This window comes from Bacteroidota bacterium (assembly GCA_016706255.1).
Taxonomy (GTDB): Bacteria; Bacteroidota; Bacteroidia; order Chitinophagales; family BACL12; genus UBA7236.
Genome location: JADJJZ010000029.1, coordinates 411,141 through 430,617, shown reverse-complemented (window position 1 = coordinate 430,617; position 19,477 = coordinate 411,141). Strand labels below are relative to the sequence as shown.

Below are 19,477 nucleotides of genomic sequence, written 5' to 3'. Positions count from 1 at the left end.
AAGGTGTGCAAAAGCTCAAAATTTTGCTGCAATAGTGAGCATAGAATTCAGGAGCTGAAAGGCTTACAGATAAAGGATTTTAGTCCGGATTAAGCAGATTTATACCGCGTTTTTAAGCGCTTGTACAATCTTTCTCAGCTCAACGGCTTCTTTTACGTCGTGTACACGTAGAATGTCGGCTCCTTTTAACAGTAAGATGGAATGGAGCGCTGTACTTCCGTTCAAAGCCATATCCGGGTTCACTTTCAGCAGTTTGCAAATCATACTTTTACGGGAAATGCCCACCAAAACAGGTTTCCCAATCAGTTTAAACTGTTCGAGCTTTGCTGCCAGGGCATAATTTTGTTCCAGGGTTTTTCCGAAGCCGAATCCGGGGTCGATAATGATATCTTGCAAACCGGATTTATCTAATTCAATGGTCTGCTGCAGTAAAAAGTCGAATACTTGTTTTACAACATCCGCGTAAACTGGATCAACCTGCATATTGTCGGGTTGGCCTTGCATATGCATGAGGATATAAGGCACTTTATATGCTTTTGCCACGTCAATTATTTCCGAATCCATTTTACCTGCTGAAATATCGTTGATAATGCCTGCACCTGCTTCGATGGCAGCTTTGGCGGTAGTTGCGTAAACGGTATCGATGCTGATGTGGACATCAGGAAATTGTGTATGAATAGCAGTAACAACCGGTAGTACTCTTTGCATTTCTTCCTCTGCACCAATCCCTACAGCGCCGGGCCTGGTGCTCATACCGCCAATGTCTACGATATCTGCCCCTTGGAGGATTAAATGTTCTGCCTGACGTAAAGCACTTTCTTCCCCCAAAAACTTACCACCATCAAAAAACGAATCCGGAGTAACATTTAAAATGCCCATAATTGCCGGTGTGGATAAATCAAGTAAACCATTACCGGTTCTCAGGGTTTTGTTCGGGTAGAAATAAGTAGTTTTGTCCATGATTAAAACACGAAATTAATACAAACAAAAGTGTCGAAAACGAATATACAATACGATGAGGCAGTTGCCGGCTGCCGGAACATATTTATTAAAAAGGTGAAGGACTACGGCACTTCATGGCGAATTCTTCGTCTGGAGTCGCTTACAGACCAAATTTTTATCAAAGCGCAACGCATTCGCACCATTGAACAAAATGGTTCCAGCAAGGTGAATGAAGGTGTGGAAGATGAGTTTAGAGGTATAATTAATTATGCTGTAATTGCACTGATACAAATTGATATGCAGGAATCTGATCCGCTCAACTTGGATGAGGACCTGGCATTAAAATTGTACAACACTAAAATTGATGGTGTAAAGAAATTAATGCTTGATAAAAATCACGATTACGGTGAAGCCTGGCGCGATATGCGTGTAAGTTCATTTACGGATTTAATTTTGATGAAATTATTGCGCGTTAAACAAATTGAAGAAAACGATGGGAAAACACTGATTTCTGAAGGTGTTGCATCGCATTATATGGACATGATAAATTATTCAGTTTTTGCCTTAATTAAATTAAGAGAAAATGAAAAATAGCATTTTATGGTTTTGCCGATTATTTACCGGCGCATTATTTATTTTTTCAGGATTGGTGAAAGCAAATGATCCGGTTGGATTTGGTATTAAACTTGAAGAATATTACGATGTATTTGCTGAGCGCTGGGGCTGGACTTCATTTTTATTTAAAGCAGATTGGTTAATTGAATCGGTAAATCAGCAGGCAGCGTTTTTAACTTCGCTGGAAGTTGCGCTGGGTATTTTATTAATTCTCGGTATCTGGAAAAACCTCACTACATGGTTACTTTTATTATTAATATTATTTTTCACCTGGCTTACCGGTTATTCTGCAGTTACCGGTTCTGTTACTGATTGTGGTTGTTTTGGCGATTTTATTCCGCTTACACCGATTCAATCATTTTATAAAGATTTGGTATTGTTGGTGCTTATTGTCATCATTTTTGTTTTACGCAAAAATATAAAACCGTTTTTACCGCAGGGTGCAAGTGTAATTATAGCAACTTTGGTTACCGGTTTTGCAGTTTGGGTAAATATGCATGTGCTCAAACACGATGTGTTTCTTGATTGGCGTCCTTATGCTGTTGGTGATAATATCACAACAAATATGCAATTACCACCAAATCCGAAAAAGGATATTGTGGAATTAAATTATACTTATTCGAACAAAAAAACGGGCGAAAAAGTGAAGCTTGCTTTTTTAAATACTGATTTAGAGGACAAAAATAAATTGGCGGAGCTCACCAAATATTCTGCAGATAAAGAAAACTGGAATTTAGATACTTCATTTACTAAGGTAAAAGTAAAAGGCGACAGAGCTAAAATTTCGGATTTTGCAGTTTCAAATGAAACAGGAGAATTTATTACGGATCAATTACTCAGCAATACAGATTATACCTTGATGGTTGTTTCAGCAAATTTTGATCATTCGAATAAAACAGGATGGGAAAAAATTAATGCCATGCAACAGGCTGCCGAAAAAGAAGGTGTGTTTACATTTGCTTTAGTAGGTGAGGGGCGAGATGAAATTGAAAAATTCAGACATAATAATCAGACAGCGTTTCCATTTTATACCGGCGATTACAAAGTTTGTCTGACCATTGCGCGCACGAACCCGAATGTGGTATTATTAAAAGAAGGAACCATTTTAGCAAAATGGGCCTGGCGCGATTTACCTGATTATGAAACAATAAAAAAAGCATATTTCGCAGACCGCAAGCCAACAATATTAAAACCAATTACCAACGAAATGTTTGCAGTTGGCGTTCCGGTGGCTGAAAAATTAGCTGCAAGTGCTGAACCATACAATGAGTTCTTTTTACAGGATAGTCTTTCAAATGATGTAACAACTGTTGTAATTAATGATACCACCAATAGCGTTATGATTATTTTAAATGAATTATCATCAGATAAACTGACTGCTGAAAAATGGAAAGCGATATTACCGGTTATGAAAGCAATTGACTCAGCAGGTGGCGACTTTTTTGTGGTGAGCAGTGGTTCATTCCAGGTGTTGGCATTAATGAAAAAAGCTTCGGGTTTATCGTTTAATTATTATATCAGCGACAAAGATGTTTTATATAAAATGATGGAGACAAATACCGGTGTAATTCAAATTAAACAAGGTGTGGTTGCAAATAAATTTCAGGATACTGCCTTGCCTGCTGATGCATCATTTTTAAATAATTAAACTGCTGCTTTGCTAAAATACATTTTACAACGTCTGGTTTACGGCTTCTTCGTTTTACTCGGCGTTGTAATCGTAGTGTTTTTTCTTTTTCAGCTTACGCGAATTAATCCGGAGCGACAGATTGCCGGCGATAAAGCAGATAAAGAAACCATTGAAAATATTAAACGGGAATTAGGTTTAGATTTAAGTGTTGGTCAGCAGCTTGGTCTGTATTTAAATGATATTTCTCCGATTAGTGTGCACAACAGAATGGATTCTACTTCACGGTATTTTTTGAGTGCAGAAAAATATAATTATTTCCGACTTGTTAATCTAGGCAACCATGCGTTGGTTTTAAAAACACCGTATTTAAGTCGCTCCTATGTAAGTAAACGCAGTGTAAGTGCCATATTATCAGAACGTATTCCCAACACATTAATTTTGGCATTAACCGCCATGCTTTTTGCAACAATTGTTGGCATTGGATTAGGTGTTACGGCAGCAATTAAACCAAATTCAATGCTCGACCGTGCTTGCACTGCAGGTTCAGTTTTAGGTATATCGTTTCCTTCCTTTTTTGTCGGAATTATTTTGCAGTTAGTATTTGCATATTTGCTTGCTTCGGTAACCGGATTTAATATGACCGGCGATTTGTATGTAACTGATGGTTACACCGGTGAAAAATACTTGGAGTTGCGCAATTTAATTTTACCGGCTATAGCATTAGGTATTCGACCAATTGCAGTTATTACACAACTAACGCGCAGTGCCATGATTGAAGTAATGCACAACGATTATATCCGAACAGCAAGGGCAAAAGGATTAAGCGAAAGAGTTATTTTATTTAAACACGCGTTAAAAAATGCATTAAATCCTGTTGTAACATCGGTATCGGGTTGGTTGGCCAGTTTGCTTACCGGTGCATTTTTTATCGAAGCCATTTTCAACTATAACGGCATTGGTTATGAAACGGTGAATGCACTAAAAATGTTTGATTATCCGGTTGCAATGGGTGCTATTTTGTATACGGCAGTTATTTTTGTTGTAATCAGTATCTTAGTAGATATTTTATATTCTGTAATTGATCCACGAATCCGAATTTCATAATATGCGCATTTATTTAATTGGTTTTATGGGATGTGGGAAGTCCACCTGGGGAAAAAAACTCGCAGAAAAACTCGATTACAATTTTATCGATTTGGATAAACGTATTGAATCGATTGAAGGTGGTACTGTTGCAGAAGTATTTAAAATAAAGGGTGAAGATTATTTCCGAAAGCTGGAAGCTGATGTTTTACATTCCACTGTGCTGGAAAAAAATGCAGTAATCAGTTGTGGGGGAGGAACACCCTGTTATTATGACAATATGGAATGGATGCGCAATCGTGGTAAAACGGTTTACTTAAATCTTTCTCCAGAAAATTTATTTGGGCGTTTGCGCACGCGTAAAGAAAAACGACCATTGATAGCAAATTTTGATGACAATCAATTACGTGATTTTATTTTTCAGAAACTTTCTGAGCGTGAAGCTTTTTATTTACAGGCAGATATTAAAATAGATCCTGCATCAGGGAAACCCAAGGATATTATTGAATTGCTGAAAGTAAAAAAGTGATAACTACATTAAAAAAATACCCACATTATCTTTATCGCTTAACACCACTTTAATATGCTCATGCATGGTTGTAGATAATGATAAGCCAACGTAATCGGGACTTATAGGGAATAATTTATGTTTCCGTTCTACCAACACAGCATTCCGTATTTTTTTTGGTGAATAGCTGAGCAAAGGCTTCATGGCATACAAAATGGTGCGACCGGTATTCGCGACGTCATCTACCAAAATAATTGTTTTATTATCTATTTCCTCTTCGGTTAAATTTAATTCAACCATACTGTTTCCGGGATCTTTTTTATCTAATTCAATATGGGTTAAGAGGATATGTGCAGATGTGATTTTTTTTAATTCCTGATATAATAATTCTGCAAATACATAACCTTCTGTTGCTTTGCAGATGCCTGCCAAAACAATTTCGGTTTCATCATAATTATCCTCCGCAATTTCAAAAGCAATACGTTTTATTTTCTGATATACTTTTTCTGCGCTTACTATTCTGGTGAGTGTTTGTTCCATATTTAATGTACTACCATAATTTTTTGTGTAGAAATAATGCCATCTTCCAAAATAACTAACTGGTAAATGCCATTGGCAAAGTTACCGGTGTTTATTGAAACAGTAGCATCTGCAATTGTTATTGTACTCATTAATTCGCCTAATGCGTTAATTAAAGAAATTTGTGAACCGGCTTTTAATCCATCTATATGTAAAACATTTCCTGCAGGGTTAGGGTAAACGGTTATTAATTTTTCTTCCGTTTCAGCCGATTTAAACGGTGCTGTTGTTACTGTAATCGTTTCACTCCAGTTGCTGAATCCCATACCTTCACAAAATGCTCTTACTTTAATGGTATAAGTTGTGTTTGGTGTTAATCCGCTTAATGTTTTGGTATTAGATAATGCTTTACTTTTTAAAGCAGCGCCACCTGTTGGTTTATAATAAATCTGATAACCGGCAGCATTGGGAATTAAATCCCAGTCCAGTTTAATTTTAGTTGCCGTGAACATTGTTGCAACAACATTTTCAGGTGCATTCAAATAATCATCAGGTCCGCAACCCCAACTACCGGTTAACATTCTGAACGCATCTGCTTTTCCGTAACCCCATAAATTATCCGGTAATTCTGTTCCGGTAAATGCATCACTTCTTGCTTGCGTAATCATGGCATCTCGTATTTCTGCAGCAGTTGCATTTGGATTTTTTTGTAAATACAAGGCAACAATTCCTGCTACGGCAGGTGATGAAAATGAAGTGCCATTATATAAATAATGTTGACCGTCCTGCGCCATATAATTTGCTGCACCTTCTTCAATTAACCAATTGGTTAAAATAGAAGCTGCCGTTGATAATACTCTTGCTCCCGGAGCACAGATATCAGGTTTAATGCGATTATCGCGTGTTGGTCCGTGACTAGATGAAACATATAAAGCACCAACCACATCAACCAGCGGCGGATTGTCACCATAATAATTTGTCATGGTATCACGATTAACATAACTACCAACGGTAATTACATTATCTAAACATTGCCAGCTACTTACAATGGATTGGTCGGTATTCGGACTTTTATAATTTACAATTTCCGGTAAAACACCTGCATCAGGTAAGCCGGTTGTAACATAATTGGAATATCCTGTAGTTGCTTCTGCACTCCAAATATCAAAATGTCCGCTTCCGGAAGTGCTGAATCGCCAGTAGTAGGAAGTAACTGTTGGTGTAATTACAAATTCCAATTGGTATAATCCATCAATTTTTTGGGCATAAATTTTCACATCGCCGGCACCCGGAATGGTGTAGGAGACAGAATCGAGAATATCATCATCAAAATTGAAATCGCTTAACATGTTGTATATAGGTGTGCTGCCTTTATCGGCCCAAGTTGCAGGATCATCAGCACTTATGCGGAAATTAACTGTGTTAAACTCGGCCTCATCTGCCCATAATTGAAAATAAGCTAGGGTGGCATAACTCAGTTTTTTAAACCAGGTAAATTGCTCGGTAGCGGTAACATCATAACCCAAATGGAAGGCAAAATTTCCGGCATTTCCGGCTGCAGCAACTAGTGCACGGCCGTTTTGTTCGGTTATCATGGCATCAATAAGCTGGGCCGTTAAGTCGCTGCCATCGTGTGAGCCGGCATATAAACCCAGTGAAGTGTTGATTACACACGGTTTTCCGAGGTCGTTAGCTTTTTCATAAATGTAGGCAATTGCATCAGTTATTGTTGTATTAAAATCAGTCGCAAAATTCATGGAAACCAGCACCAGGTCTGCATTTGGTGCCACACCACGGTAGTGACCGCTTGCCATTCCACTAGAGGCAGCAACACCGGTTACACCTGAGCCATGACTGTAATTTTGCTCATCAGGATCTGTGCTAGGGCAGGTTCCGTTGGCAATCATTGCACTGTCGCATTCAATACCGTAAGTATAAGGTGCAGGTGGCGTTCCGGTCAGGTTTTGGTCCCAAACGTATTTGATGCGGGAATGGCCATCTGCATCATTAAAATCGCCATGTGCTATGTCGAAAGGTGCATCAATAATACCGACTACAACGCCCGTGCCATCGTATCCTTGAGCCAATGGCCAGATGCCCTGATAGGCAGAATCGACATTATTATGAATCAGCATCACATCATTCAGCAATTGCAGATTTTCCGTTGGAATATCGATTAATTGGGCAATTCCGCTTCTGTTTAGTAATAAAATATCAGCGACACTGAGTTCTGCTGAAACAATATTGCCTGCACTAAATTTATAATGCCCGTTGGTGGAGCCGAGAAAATTGCGAATTTCTCCCACATTTCCCTGAATTAAAACAGGTAGTAACTGGCTTGGCAGGGCCTGGTCTACAGCATGTTTTGCAGATAACGTGAGTCGGTTTTGTGTGCGGTTTTGTGCATGGAGCGTTAAGCTTCCAAACAACGTCAATAAAATTAGCAGCCTGAAACGCATGATGTTGATTGTTAATTTTTACAGTGATAAAATTACACTTAATTTAGCAACCATTAAAAAAGAGGTAATGGAGATCGTTTTGCAGGTTGTTTTTGCTTTAATATTCGGAGTTTCAGCCTGGCTGGCAACCCGGAAATTTCTCGCTATCAGGAAAAATATTTTTTTGGGTAGAAAAGAAGATTTAACTGACCAGCCCGGCCGCAGATGGAAACATATGGCCTTATTTGCCTTGGGCCAGAAAAAAATGTTCAAAAAGCCTTTACCTGCCGTTTTACACCTGTTTATTTATGTAAGTTTTGTAATTGTAAATATTGAAGTTTTAGAGATAATTGTGGATGGTATCAGCGGTTCACATCGTTTTTTTGCGCCTTATCTCGGTGGTTTTTATACGTTCATGATTAGTGTAATCGAATTATTATCATTACTTGCTTTGATTGCCACTTTTGCATTTTTATGGAGAAGAAATGTAATGAAACTGAAACGATTAAATCAACCTGAATTAAAAGGTTGGCCATTTAAGGATGCGAATTTTATTTTGTTGATGGAAATTATTTTGGTGACAGCAATTTTAACCATGAATGCCACCGATTTTCGTTTACAACAATTAGGTGCAGCACATTATCACAGCACCGGAAATTTATTAGTTGCACAATATACTTCTAACCTGTTTTTAGGAATGGGTACTGATACCTTAATTGCCATTGAACGTACCGCTTGGTGGATACATATTGTGGGCATTTTATTTTTCCTGAATTATATTCCTTATTCAAAACACCTGCATATTATTCTAGCTTTTCCAAATTCGTATTATGTACGTTTTATGGATAAAGGTAAAATGGAAAATATGCCTGTAATTATGAATGAGGTTAAAACAATGCTTGACCCTGCTGCTCAGGTAACGGCTATTGAAAATCCTCCTGCTGCTTTTGGTGCTAAAGATGTAACCGATTTAACCTGGAAACATTTAATGGACGCTTATTCGTGCACAGAATGTGGAAGATGTACTGCAGCTTGTCCGGCCAACATTACCGGTAAATTATTATCACCGCGTAAAATAATGATGGATACACGCGACCGATTGGAAGAGGTTGGAAATAATTTAAAAGTAAACGGACCTGATTTTAAAGACAATAAAAGTTTATTGGGCGATTATATCAGCGTTGAAGAAATTCGTGCATGCACAACTTGTAATGCATGTGTTGAAGAATGTCCTGTGAATATTAACCCGTTAAGTATTATTCTCGAATTGCGACGTTATACCATTATGGAACAAAGTAATGCGCCTCAGGAATGGAATATGATGTTTAATAATATGGAAAATAATCAGGCACCTTGGCAGTTTAATCCGGCAGACAGATTAAATTGGAAAAGTGAAGTTTAAAAAACATGATATGGTGTTAAACTAAAAAATAACACTTGAATAAAATCAATTTATACCTGCGGGTAAAATAATAAAACGATAAAAAAATATAATTACCTGCAAATTAGTAAAAAGGAATTCGTGATATGGTAGAAAATATAAAATCAGTAACCACAGTTGCAGAAATGTTTGCCAATGGTGAATCACCGGAAGTGTTGTTTTGGGTTGGATGTGCAGGTAGTTTCGACGACAGGGCAAAAAAAATTACAGGTGCATTTGTTCGTATATTAAACAGCACAGGTGTAAAATTTGCCGTTTTGGGAACTGAAGAAGGCTGCACCGGCGACCCTGCACGCAGAGCAGGTAACGAATTTTTATTTCAAATGCTTGCGGCAAATAATATCGCTGTTTTGAATGGTTATGGCATTAAAAAAATTGTGACTACTTGTCCCCATTGTTTTAATATATTAAAAAATGAATACCCTGAATTAGGCGGTTCCTATGAAGTAATGCATCATACTTCATTTCTGCAGCAACTTATCGATGAAGGTAAACTAAAAGTTGAGGGCGGGGCTTTTAAAGGGAAAAGAATTACTTACCACGACTCCTGTTATTTAGGTCGCGCCAATAATATTTATGAAGCTCCACGTGTCGTTTTAGAAAAACTGGATAGTGAACTCACCGAAATGAAATCCTGCAAATCACGCGGCTTATGTTGTGGTGCCGGTGGTGCACAAATGTGGAAAGAAGCGGAACATGGCAGTAAAGAAATTAATGTGGAGCGCACTGAACAAGCACTTGAGGTTAAACCCGACATTATTGCCAGTGCATGTCCGTTTTGTAATACCATGATGACCGATGGTGTAAAAAATAAGAACAAAGAAGACGAAGTAAAAGTGTTTGACGTGGCGGAACTAATTGCCATGGCAAATCATTTATTCGAATAATGATATTTTTTATAGCCTTTTTGTAACCTATAGTACTTTCACGTGTCTATCAATTTATCTTTTATGCAACAATTAGCATCTTTTTCGGCAATATCTAAAGTTTGGATTTATCAGTCAACTCGCCCATTTACTCATGAGGAAGTTGACATATTAAATAATAAATTAAACGCCTTTGCCGTTCAATGGACTGCTCATAACAAACAATTACTTGCAGCAGGCAGGGTAGTGGAGGACCGTTTTATTATGTTGATGGTAGATGAAACCCATACTTCTGCTTCCGGATGTTCTATTGATACCTCTGTACATTTTATTAAATCACTGGAAAAAGAATTTAATATTGAATTATTTAACCGCACTATTATTAATTATCAGTCGCCACAAGGAATTTCCACAATTAGCTTATCAGAATTACAGGAACAATTACAGAATGGCACAATTACACCCGATACTATTGTTTACGACCCTTTAGTACAAACTAAACAAACATTTGATTCCGGTTTCAAAACAAAATTGGCTGAAACCTGGATGCAAAACTTTATATAAAAACAGCAAGACCAAAATTTACATATGAAATATTACCTGATTAGCCTCCTTCTTATTTTTTCTGTTTCTCTTAAAGCACAAACAACAGATACACTTTCAACACCAACAGACACTATTAACAAAAATTACCTGAACCTCTATTTAGATGGCTTGGGATTTTACAGTGAATATATCAAAACAGAAATTCCATATGTGAATTATGTTCGCGATCGTTTTGCTGCAGATGTTCATTTAATGATGACGAGTCAGACTACCGGCAGCGGTGGTAACGATTTTACATTGTTTTTTTTGGGGCAGAATGAATTTGCCGGTAAAAATGACACCTTACATTTTTTTGATAATACCAACAATACTGAAGACGAACGCAGGTCAGGGTTGGTGTTGTATATGAAAATGGGTTTAATGCCTTATGTTGCAAAAAAGTCTACAGAAATTCCCGTTACCATAACCTCAAATGTAGCGGCTACCAGTGCCGAAAAACAAACTGATGATAAATGGAATGGTTGGGTTTATGGAATAAGTGCTTATGGAAATATTAACCTAACTTCTAACTACCAATTTTATAATTTATCAGGTTCACTCAGTGCAAATAAAGTAACTGAAGAATGGAAAATAGGTGCATCATTAGGCGCATATGGCAATGATGAAACTTTTGATTTTGGTGATGGAGATATCTATAAAAGCAACAATGATGGTTCTTATGCATCATTTTCAATAGTTAACAGTCTTAATGAACACTGGTCGATTGGTGGAGAGATAAATTATGATGCCAGTACATATAGTAACTATGATGCATCTATTAATGTTTCTCCGGCAGTAGAGTATAATGTGTTTCCTTATTCGAGTTCAACGACTAAATTATTGACATTTTTTTACAAAATAGGTCCTGAATATAGTGATTATACCGATTCAACCATCTATGATAAAACAACTGATTTGTTATTGCGTAACCGCCTGGATGTAAGTTTATCTTTAAAACAAAAATGGGGCTCAATTGCATTGGGGATAAATGGTTCCAATTACTTTCACGATTTATCTAAAAACAGTGCAGGCTGTTTCGCTTCAATTAACTGGAGTATCATTGAAGGATTAACATTAAATGGATTTTTCACCTATGACCTCGTAAACGATCAAATCAATTTACCTAAAGGGGAACTTACCGACGAAGAAATTTTATTACAATTAACCGAACGCCAAACCGATTATAATTTTTACACCTTTTTCGGATTAAGCTACACATTCGGTAGTATCTACAATAATGTTGTAAACCCAAGGTTCGAAGGTGGTAATTATTCGTTCTATTTTTAGGAATAAGTTTTACCGAATTACTTCAAACACTTTATTTTTAGTGTAACCCTGGTAATGTATTTTTAATACATACATGCCCGAAATGAACTGATTTACCGGTATTACCATACTATTGTTATTTGCTGAAACATTGCTATTGTAAACAGTTTCACCAAGCGCATTTAAAATGGCAATACTTGTTGCTACATCCAAAACATTACTATAAATATTTATTTGGGTGGATGCTGGATTTGGAAATAATTGTAATTCAGCTTCCTGTATACCTGATTTAAAAATAATGGAATCGATAATAGCCGGAGCAGTAGAAAATGTTGAACATTTGTTACCATATTCTAATTCTGCTGTAATGTAAAATGTGCCTGCGGTATTGTAAGTATGTGGCCCGGGATTGGCATCGTTTGTTGTATATCCATCGCCAAAATTCCAGATAACGGTATTGTAAAGGCCTGTTGTTTCAACATCGGTAATGGTTACTGTATGGTCAATAACCATTGTGTGAAATGCAACAGTTGGTTCAGCTTCAGGATGTAAATAAAATTGTTTCAATTTAAATGCTATGGTATTTCCACTGGCATTTTCAATTACCTGCAGGTAAAAAAATACTTGTGATGCACTTTCAAAAATTTCATGTGGAATTGCAGATAAATCAAAACTATAATCTATACCGTAATGAATTTCATCTGTTAAATTATTGGTCCATTTAAAAGTGTAATTACTGATTTCATCTGCTCCAACCTGCTCTGATGCTGTGTTAATTAAAACAGTACGCATTTGTATCGGTAATGTGCCATCTAATAAACAAGGCAATTCATTGTAATAAATATTTACGGTATAAGGCTCAGTTTTATATAAAGTGCCGCCCGGAATAAACTGACTTAAATAAGTTTTCATAGGTAAATAATCAGGGTCATAAGCGAGATTTTTCCATTCGTAAGGGTCGGTTTGTCTGTCAATTCCAATATCGTATAATTCTTCGTCAATATTAAACGACATATCATCACAAGCACCGGTTCCGGTATTGTTATTGTATTGATATCGGATATAATGAAATCTTTCAGAACGCACCGAATAATGCGGATAACATGAGCCAAAGCCTGCATTTTTTCGATAGGTTGACACAGCAACATTTGCACTGAAGCCATCAGGATTATCGAGCAGATTGATAAAACTATTTCCGTCTAAATATGCACTACCATCAGCTTTTATAGGATAATTAATTGCAGCCATATCACAAACAGTAGGATAAATATCCAGCAATGAAACTACACGTTTACTAATTTGATTTTCTGCATGTTCAGGATATACTACTATAAGTGGAACACGAACATCTGTTTCCCATAAGGTCCATTTTGTCCAATGTCTTTTTTCCCCTAATGAAAATCCATTGTCGCTGGTGAAAATGATAATGGTATTTTCTGCTATTTCAGGATGTTCATTTAATGCAGTCATAACTTTTCCAACCATAGCATCCATAAATTGAACTGCAGCAATATAAGATGCAACATAATTTGCGCGAACAGTTTCTTCAACTATTGCTTTGCGTTCTGCTTCGGTAAGTGCAGGGTCAATTATAGGTAATTCAGCAAGTCCATTTACATAATCCATAATTTGATTGTAAACCTCGCCCATATTTGCACAACTTTGCGCCAGACCACCTTCAGGTAACTGATAAAAATCGTTAAACATCGGATCCGGTTGCGGGGGCATTACTAAACCATTATATGGATATGCGCCAACAGGATTGTTGTATATTGTTTGAGCACCTGCATCTTCAATGTTTTGTAAATAATATTCCGGAAAATAATGTGCCGGAATTAATTTATCGGAATGAGGTTTATGTAATCCTAACGCAAGGAAAAATGGTTTATCGCATGTATTTATTGTGCCGTTTGCATAATCGTGAATAAAGGCAGCAGCGGAATCAGATGCCATATAATCTTCCATATATTGTTCCATGGAATCCGGTATCATGCCAAAATCAAAAGTGCCGCCAAATTTATAAGTATTCATTTCAGCAACATCGGCTTCTTCCGGATTAATATTTACCATTTTATTCCACGATTTATCGCGTTCACATGTGGGACTAAATTTATCAAAATCATTTTCTGCAGGACTATGAAAAACTTTATCTATTGCATAAGTAAAATATCCTGCTGAATCTTTTAATATTTGTGGAAGGGTATAAACTTCTTCATTATTTTCAGCAGCAGTAAAATTATTTCTGAAAACATTTTCGTAATCTTCATTATTGTAAACTTGTGTATATCCCGCATCGCGACCGCTTAACATGCTTGTGCGAGAGGGAGCACAACCGGGAGAATTACAATATGCATTCAAAAAGGTAACACCTTTAGCAGCAAGGCTGTCAATATTTGGCGTTTCCACTTGCGGGTGTCCGCCTAATACACCGATATAATCATTTAAATCATCAGCAACAATAAAAATAAAATTCGGCTGCTGCGCAAAACAAATAATCTGGGTTAATAATAAGCTGCTTAAAGTAATTAATTTACGCATGTGTGTGGGTTGTGTGATGTAAAAATACAAGTCACCAAACATGCTGCAAGCGGTACTTATTGAAATGGTATTATTTCAGGGCGAAATGTGGTTATGAGTTAGTGAACCGATAATAACAAGCTGATAATCAGCACCAAATTTCATATATACCAAAAAAAACAGGGCAACTCAAAATGAATTGCCCTGTTTGAAATATGGTATAAAAAAAATTAATTCGCTTTCAATACTTTGACTGTTGTTTGCAGGCCTTGTGCATCAGTAACCACAATAAAATAAATGCCGTCAGCAACTTTGTTTCCGCTTGCATCTAAACTGTTCCAGGTAACTGCATTATTTATCGGTTGTAATTGCATGATTGTTTCGCCAAGCGTATTCATAATTGTAACATTTTTAGCATGTACGGTTTCATCAATAACAACTGTAATGTAATTACTAAACGGATTCGGGCCAACTGTTAAGGTGGTTGGAATAACATTGTCGATTGCATTCGGACAAGGCAACACAAACGGATTTCCCGGTGAACCATATAAACAACCTGCCACCCATGAAGCTGCATCATTTGGATTACCCGGTTCATCTACTAATTCTAATGTAAAACCGGTTCCATCAGGGTCAATAGGCCAGGGTAGAGCATCTTTGTATCGAACACTGTATTGAATTTTTCCGGTCGATAAATATAAACGCACTGCATCACCACCGTTTGAAAAACTAAATGGTGGTTCACCAACTACATTGGTTACTGAAGGAAATTTTACCGTAAACGATTCAAGACTATCTGCAACAACCAAACGTTCGCCCGGACTCAGTGATGAACCTGCTGGTAGCACAAAAATGTTATTTGTTTTACCGTCGCGCATAATCCAACCGCTGATATCTTTCTCGCTGCTGCCACGGTTTAATATTTCAACCCAGTCGCCGGGATTATATCCCAAAAGTGAGTTGTAATTTATTTCACTAACCACAATATCATAATCGCAAGGGGAGTAGCCGGTGCCCGGAGTGCCTAAAACACAACCTGCGCGCCAGTTTGCAGCATTATTTGCATCACCTGTTTCGTCTATTATCTGCAGTGGCGGACCGTAACCATCAGCGCCTTTTGGCCATGGAATGGAATCGATATAATTTACCTGACGAATAATAGCGCCACCATTGTCTTCCAGTTTTACCGTTCCAAAGGTGTTATCAAATCCAAAACCGAAGGCTCCGATATAATTCGTTACCGTGCTGTGAATCATCAAAAAGGTATCGATATCTTCTACCAACACTAAATATTCATTAGCGTCGAGTATAGTTCCTGCAGGAATATTAAATGCGTTAAACGGGGTTTCATCTTTCAGCTTCCAGTTCGAAATGTCGATTGGTGTATTTCCGTAATTATGTAATTCAACCCAGTCGTTGGACTCGTTATAAGGATCACTATTATAATTTATCTCTGTAATTGCCACTGTTGAACCACCTGCAATGTCTGCCTCAACTTGAATGAAATCGGTTTTTACCTCAGAAATTACCGGATTGATTTGTGCATTTGCAAACAGGGTTGTGCCGGTTAAAAAAATGGTGAGGAGCTGTTTATTCATAGATGTTTTACTTTTCAGTGTAAATTAAGGCAATGTTAAGCGTATATTAAAATAGTTGTTACGACAATTTTGGTGGACTTCCGAAATTTGACTTCAGGGCTACAATCTGGGTGTAAACAACAAAACCACGCTATTAACGTGGTTTTGTAAATATTTTAATGGATGGTATTATTTGCCACCGGCTGGTTTGTCGCCGCCTTTGGTAACTTTCAACATCTCAACTTCAAACACTAAGGTTGAATATGGCGGAATAAATCCCTGATATCCACCCGGGCCATATGCCAGTTCAGATGGAACTACTAAATGCCATTTGTCGCCTTCTTTCATCATTTTTAAGGCTTCAGATAAACCGGTAATCCAGTCGTTTACACCAAGTGTAGCCGGCTGACCGCTTCCGATATTGCCATCAAATTCTTCGCCATTGATAAATTTACCTGAGTAATAAATTGAAACCATGTCGCCGTCAACAGGAGAAATACCTGTTCCTGAAGAAATTACATTATACTGTAAACCTGAAGGTGTAACAACTACGCCCGGTTTTTTAGCATTTTCTTCCAAAAATTTCAAACCGGCTTGTTTGTCAGTTTCAATTTTCAATTCTTGTTTTTTACGCATGTAATTGTTCAAAAATGCTAATGATGATGAATCATTCATTTTTAAAGCAGTGGTATCACCATTTAAAATAGCTTTGATAACCGCAGCCATTACTTCAGTATTAACATCAAGAATTTCCTGTTCTTTAAAGCTTTGTCCAATGTTAACGCCAATTGCATAACTCAACGAGTCAGATGCATTTTCCATTTTAACATTTTGTATTTTAGTCTCTTTACATGAGGTGAAGATCATTGCAACACCTGCAACAACCAATAACATAACCGATTTTTTCATATTGTTTATTTGAGCGTGCAAAGATAATGGAAATGTTTGATTGCAAAGCTGAAACCCAACAAGCTGAGCTAAAAGTTCACTTTTTTAGCTGAAACTGAGTGAAATTAACACTTATACAGCCTTCAAAGGGCTATTTTAGGCTTTATAACCCGCCTGTTAAAGTGCTTCGTTTATTAAAAATGTAATTAAATATTGTATATGTAGCCAAATGGCTACGCAATGCAAAACTGATCAAAAAGAATAAGATTGGAGCAATACAGTTGTGTTTATATCAAACCCCTGGATTTGATTTCGAGATATTTGTTGATGGTATTAATTGATAAATCTTCCGGTTTGGAAATAATGGTTTGAATACCATATTTTGTTAATTCCTGACGGATAAGATTTTTTTCAACTGAAAACTTTTGCGCAACTGTAGTTAAATATACTTCCTCCAGATTCCCTGCATCACTTTTTGCATAGGAAGTAATTTCTGAGTTTTCAAAAAAGATAACAACCAGTAAATGTAATTTATTGAGTTTACGCAAAATACTCACTGCACGCTCAATGGCATATAAACTTTCAAAATTGGTAAATAAAAATATCAGGCTTCTAACACGGACAAAATTCCTGATTTTCAAATATAATAATTCATAATTCGCTTCAGTAAAACGTTCCTTTTCATTGTATAAGGTATCCAATAATTTGCGCAATTGCGCATTGTGTTTATCAGGTGCAAGGGTAGATCCAATACGGTCAGAAAATGTCATTAATCCTACCTTATCCTCTTTCTTTAATGCAATATTCGAGATGGTAAGTGTTGTGTTTATCGCATAATCCAATAAACTCAAATTTTTGAACGGCATTTTCATCGTCCGACTCTTGTCGATGATACAAAAAATTTGCTGCGATTTTTCATCTTCATAATGATTAACCATGATATCACCAACACGACTCGTTGCCTTCCAGTTTATACTTCTGATATCATCTCCACGTACATATTTTTTTATTTGCTCAAATTCATAACTATGACCTACACGGCGCATTTTTTTTACACCTTCAAAAAAACTGATGCGAGATAATGTTTTTAATTCAAATTCTTTCATTTGAATGAGTGAAGGATACACAGGTACCACTGCAGTGAGCGGGAAAACAAAACGTCTGCTTAAGATGCCCATTTTACTTGTTGCATACACATTGATATTGTTAAACGTATATGCACCCCGCATTACCGGACGAACCGTATAATCGATTTGTAATGTTTTACCGGGATTAATTTCCATGTTTAATTCGAAATCCCGTTTTTGTAATTGATAGGGGAGTTCGTCTATTATTTTGAGACTCAAACTGATGGGTGCCTTACTGGAAATAATAATATGCACGTTATTTTCATCACTTAACGATAATGCATTACTCATTTTTCGCTCAGCTGACAATTTAATTCTGCGATTAAACAAAATAAAATAATCTACCAATACTAATAAAATGGTAACCACAATAACTGCCTGAGCTACATAAAATAATATCTTAACACTAAAGCTCAGTGCAAATAGTGTAAAGATGATTCCGATTAGCCAGAATATCCTGTTAGTGATAAAAATATTGCGAAACGGATTCCTCATCTTGGCACATCAATACTTTCTATAATAGATTTAATAACCGATGCACTATCATAACCTTCCAGTTCTTTATCCGGTGTTAAAATAATACGGTGATTTAATACAGGATAAGTAACAAAATGGATATCATCAGGTGTCACGAAATTTCGACCTTGCATAGCAGCAATTGCTTTCGATGCCTTCATAATATTTAATGATGCCCGTGGTGAAGCACCTAAAAATAAATCACCATGATTTCTGGTTCTGATTACTATTGTTGCGATATAATCCAATAATTCGTTTTTAATAGTCACTTTTTCCACCAGGTCACGGCAAATTTTTAGTTGTTGAGATGTTACAACTGCGCGCACTGTTTCTTTCTGATTATTATTGAAATCTTCTTTAAAGCGATAAAGAATTTGTTTTTCTTCCTCCAAATCAGGATAATTAATTTTTATCCGGAATATAAACCTGTCGAGTTGTGCTTCAGGTAATTTGTAAGTTCCTTCCTGTTCAATCGGGTTTTGAGTTGCAATTACAAAAAATGGAAAGGTCATGGCGTGGGTTTCACCATCCATAGAAACTTTTTGCTCTTCCATTACTTCTAATAATGCAGCCTGAGTTTTAGCGGGCGAACGATTTATTTCATCTATCAAAACAATATTGCTGAAAATCGGACCTTTTTTGAAATTAAATTCAGATGTTTTCTGATTAAAAACCAGTGTTCCTAAAACATCTGTTGGCATCAAATCGGGCGTAAATTGTATACGCGAAAAATCAGCCGCAATCGTTTTTGCCAGCAGCTTGGCAGTCAGCGTTTTTGCAATGCCCGGAACACCCTCTATCAGGATATGGCCCCCTGCAAACAAACCTGCAATTAACAGGTCAATCATTTTATGCTGACCGATAATCACCTTGCTTAATTCAGCACGTATACTCTGAACCGTAGCAGCAACCTGCATAAATTCGGGTGATTGTTGTGTTTCAAATAAATTTTCTTCCAT

16 protein-coding genes are annotated in these 19,477 nt (G+C 36.8%); 8 read left to right on the top strand and 8 right to left on the bottom strand.

Annotated elements, in window-relative coordinates:
* Positions 1-99 precede the first annotated feature (99 nt).
* Positions 100-960, bottom strand: coding sequence for a dihydropteroate synthase (gene folP, locus IPI65_19845; protein MBK7443683.1), 861 nt, complete (start codon positions 958-960; stop codon positions 100-102).
* A 30-nt stretch (positions 961-990) separates the two neighbouring features.
* Between folP and IPI65_19840 the strand changes: the two genes are divergently transcribed.
* The 4 genes from IPI65_19840 to IPI65_19825 are packed head-to-tail and all read left to right on the top strand — an operon-like array spanning position 991 to position 4,799.
* Positions 991-1,536: a DUF1599 domain-containing protein gene (locus IPI65_19840; protein MBK7443682.1), complete on the top strand. Its 546-nt coding sequence runs from the start codon at positions 991-993 to the stop codon at positions 1,534-1,536.
* Positions 1,526-3,205 carry a DoxX family membrane protein gene (locus IPI65_19835; protein MBK7443681.1) on the top strand — a complete coding sequence of 560 codons (1,680 nt, stop codon included), beginning with the start codon at positions 1,526-1,528 and terminating at the stop codon, positions 3,203-3,205. Before IPI65_19840 ends, IPI65_19835 begins: the two co-directional genes overlap by 11 nt.
* Before the next feature lie 9 nt (positions 3,206-3,214).
* Entirely contained in the window at positions 3,215-4,291 is a 1,077-nt protein-coding gene (locus IPI65_19830; GenBank protein MBK7443680.1) for an ABC transporter permease, read from the top strand.
* Position 4,292: 1 nt separating this feature from the next.
* Entirely contained in the window at positions 4,293-4,799 is a 507-nt protein-coding gene (locus tag IPI65_19825; protein ID MBK7443679.1) for a shikimate kinase, read from the top strand.
* A gap of 3 nt (positions 4,800-4,802) precedes the next feature.
* Here IPI65_19825 and IPI65_19820 read toward each other — a convergent pair whose 3' ends face one another.
* Both IPI65_19820 and IPI65_19815 read right to left on the bottom strand, forming a co-directional pair.
* Positions 4,803-5,318: a phosphoribosyltransferase gene (locus IPI65_19820; GenBank protein ID MBK7443678.1), complete on the bottom strand. Its 516-nt coding sequence runs from the start codon at positions 5,316-5,318 to the stop codon at positions 4,803-4,805.
* Positions 5,319-5,320: 2 nt separating this feature from the next.
* Entirely contained in the window at positions 5,321-7,756 is a 2,436-nt protein-coding gene (locus IPI65_19815; protein ID MBK7443677.1) for a S8 family serine peptidase, read from the bottom strand.
* Positions 7,757-7,823: 67 nt separating this feature from the next.
* Here IPI65_19815 and IPI65_19810 point away from each other — a divergent pair, with 67 nt between their 5' ends.
* The 4 genes from IPI65_19810 to IPI65_19795 all read left to right on the top strand — a co-directional run bounded on the left by IPI65_19810 (position 7,824) and on the right by IPI65_19795 (position 11,914).
* Positions 7,824-9,137 carry a (Fe-S)-binding protein gene (locus tag IPI65_19810; GenBank protein MBK7443676.1) on the top strand — a complete coding sequence of 438 codons (1,314 nt, stop codon included), beginning with the start codon at positions 7,824-7,826 and terminating at the stop codon, positions 9,135-9,137.
* A 125-nt stretch (positions 9,138-9,262) separates the two neighbouring features.
* Positions 9,263-10,063 carry a (Fe-S)-binding protein gene (locus IPI65_19805; protein MBK7443675.1) on the top strand — a complete coding sequence of 267 codons (801 nt, stop codon included), beginning with the start codon at positions 9,263-9,265 and terminating at the stop codon, positions 10,061-10,063.
* A 63-nt stretch (positions 10,064-10,126) separates the two neighbouring features.
* The gene (locus tag IPI65_19800; GenBank protein ID MBK7443674.1) at positions 10,127-10,606 is read left to right on the top strand and encodes an ABC transporter ATPase; all 480 of its coding nucleotides are present in this window, start codon (positions 10,127-10,129) and stop codon (positions 10,604-10,606) included.
* A gap of 24 nt (positions 10,607-10,630) precedes the next feature.
* Complete coding sequence (locus tag IPI65_19795) at positions 10,631-11,914, top strand: hypothetical protein (GenBank protein ID MBK7443673.1); 1,284 nt, start codon at positions 10,631-10,633, stop codon at positions 11,912-11,914.
* 9 nt (positions 11,915-11,923) lie between these two features.
* Here the strand turns inward: IPI65_19795 and IPI65_19790 are convergent, their stop codons facing one another.
* The 5 genes from IPI65_19790 to IPI65_19770 all read right to left on the bottom strand — a co-directional run bounded on the left by IPI65_19790 (position 11,924) and on the right by IPI65_19770 (position 19,477).
* Entirely contained in the window at positions 11,924-14,431 is a 2,508-nt protein-coding gene (locus IPI65_19790) for a sulfatase-like hydrolase/transferase (protein MBK7443672.1), read from the bottom strand.
* A gap of 209 nt (positions 14,432-14,640) precedes the next feature.
* Positions 14,641-16,008: a lamin tail domain-containing protein gene (locus tag IPI65_19785; protein MBK7443671.1), complete on the bottom strand. Its 1,368-nt coding sequence runs from the start codon at positions 16,006-16,008 to the stop codon at positions 14,641-14,643.
* Between the two features lie 168 nt (positions 16,009-16,176).
* Positions 16,177-16,896, bottom strand: a complete 720-nt coding sequence (locus IPI65_19780) for an FKBP-type peptidyl-prolyl cis-trans isomerase (protein ID MBK7443670.1) — start codon at positions 16,894-16,896, stop codon at positions 16,177-16,179.
* 266 nt (positions 16,897-17,162) lie between these two features.
* The gene (locus IPI65_19775; protein ID MBK7443669.1) at positions 17,163-18,497 is read right to left on the bottom strand and encodes a DUF58 domain-containing protein; all 1,335 of its coding nucleotides are present in this window, start codon (positions 18,495-18,497) and stop codon (positions 17,163-17,165) included.
* A complete protein-coding gene (locus tag IPI65_19770; protein MBK7443668.1) occupies positions 18,494-19,477 on the bottom strand; it encodes a MoxR family ATPase in 984 nt (327 codons plus the stop codon). Before IPI65_19770 ends, IPI65_19775 begins: the two co-directional genes overlap by 4 nt.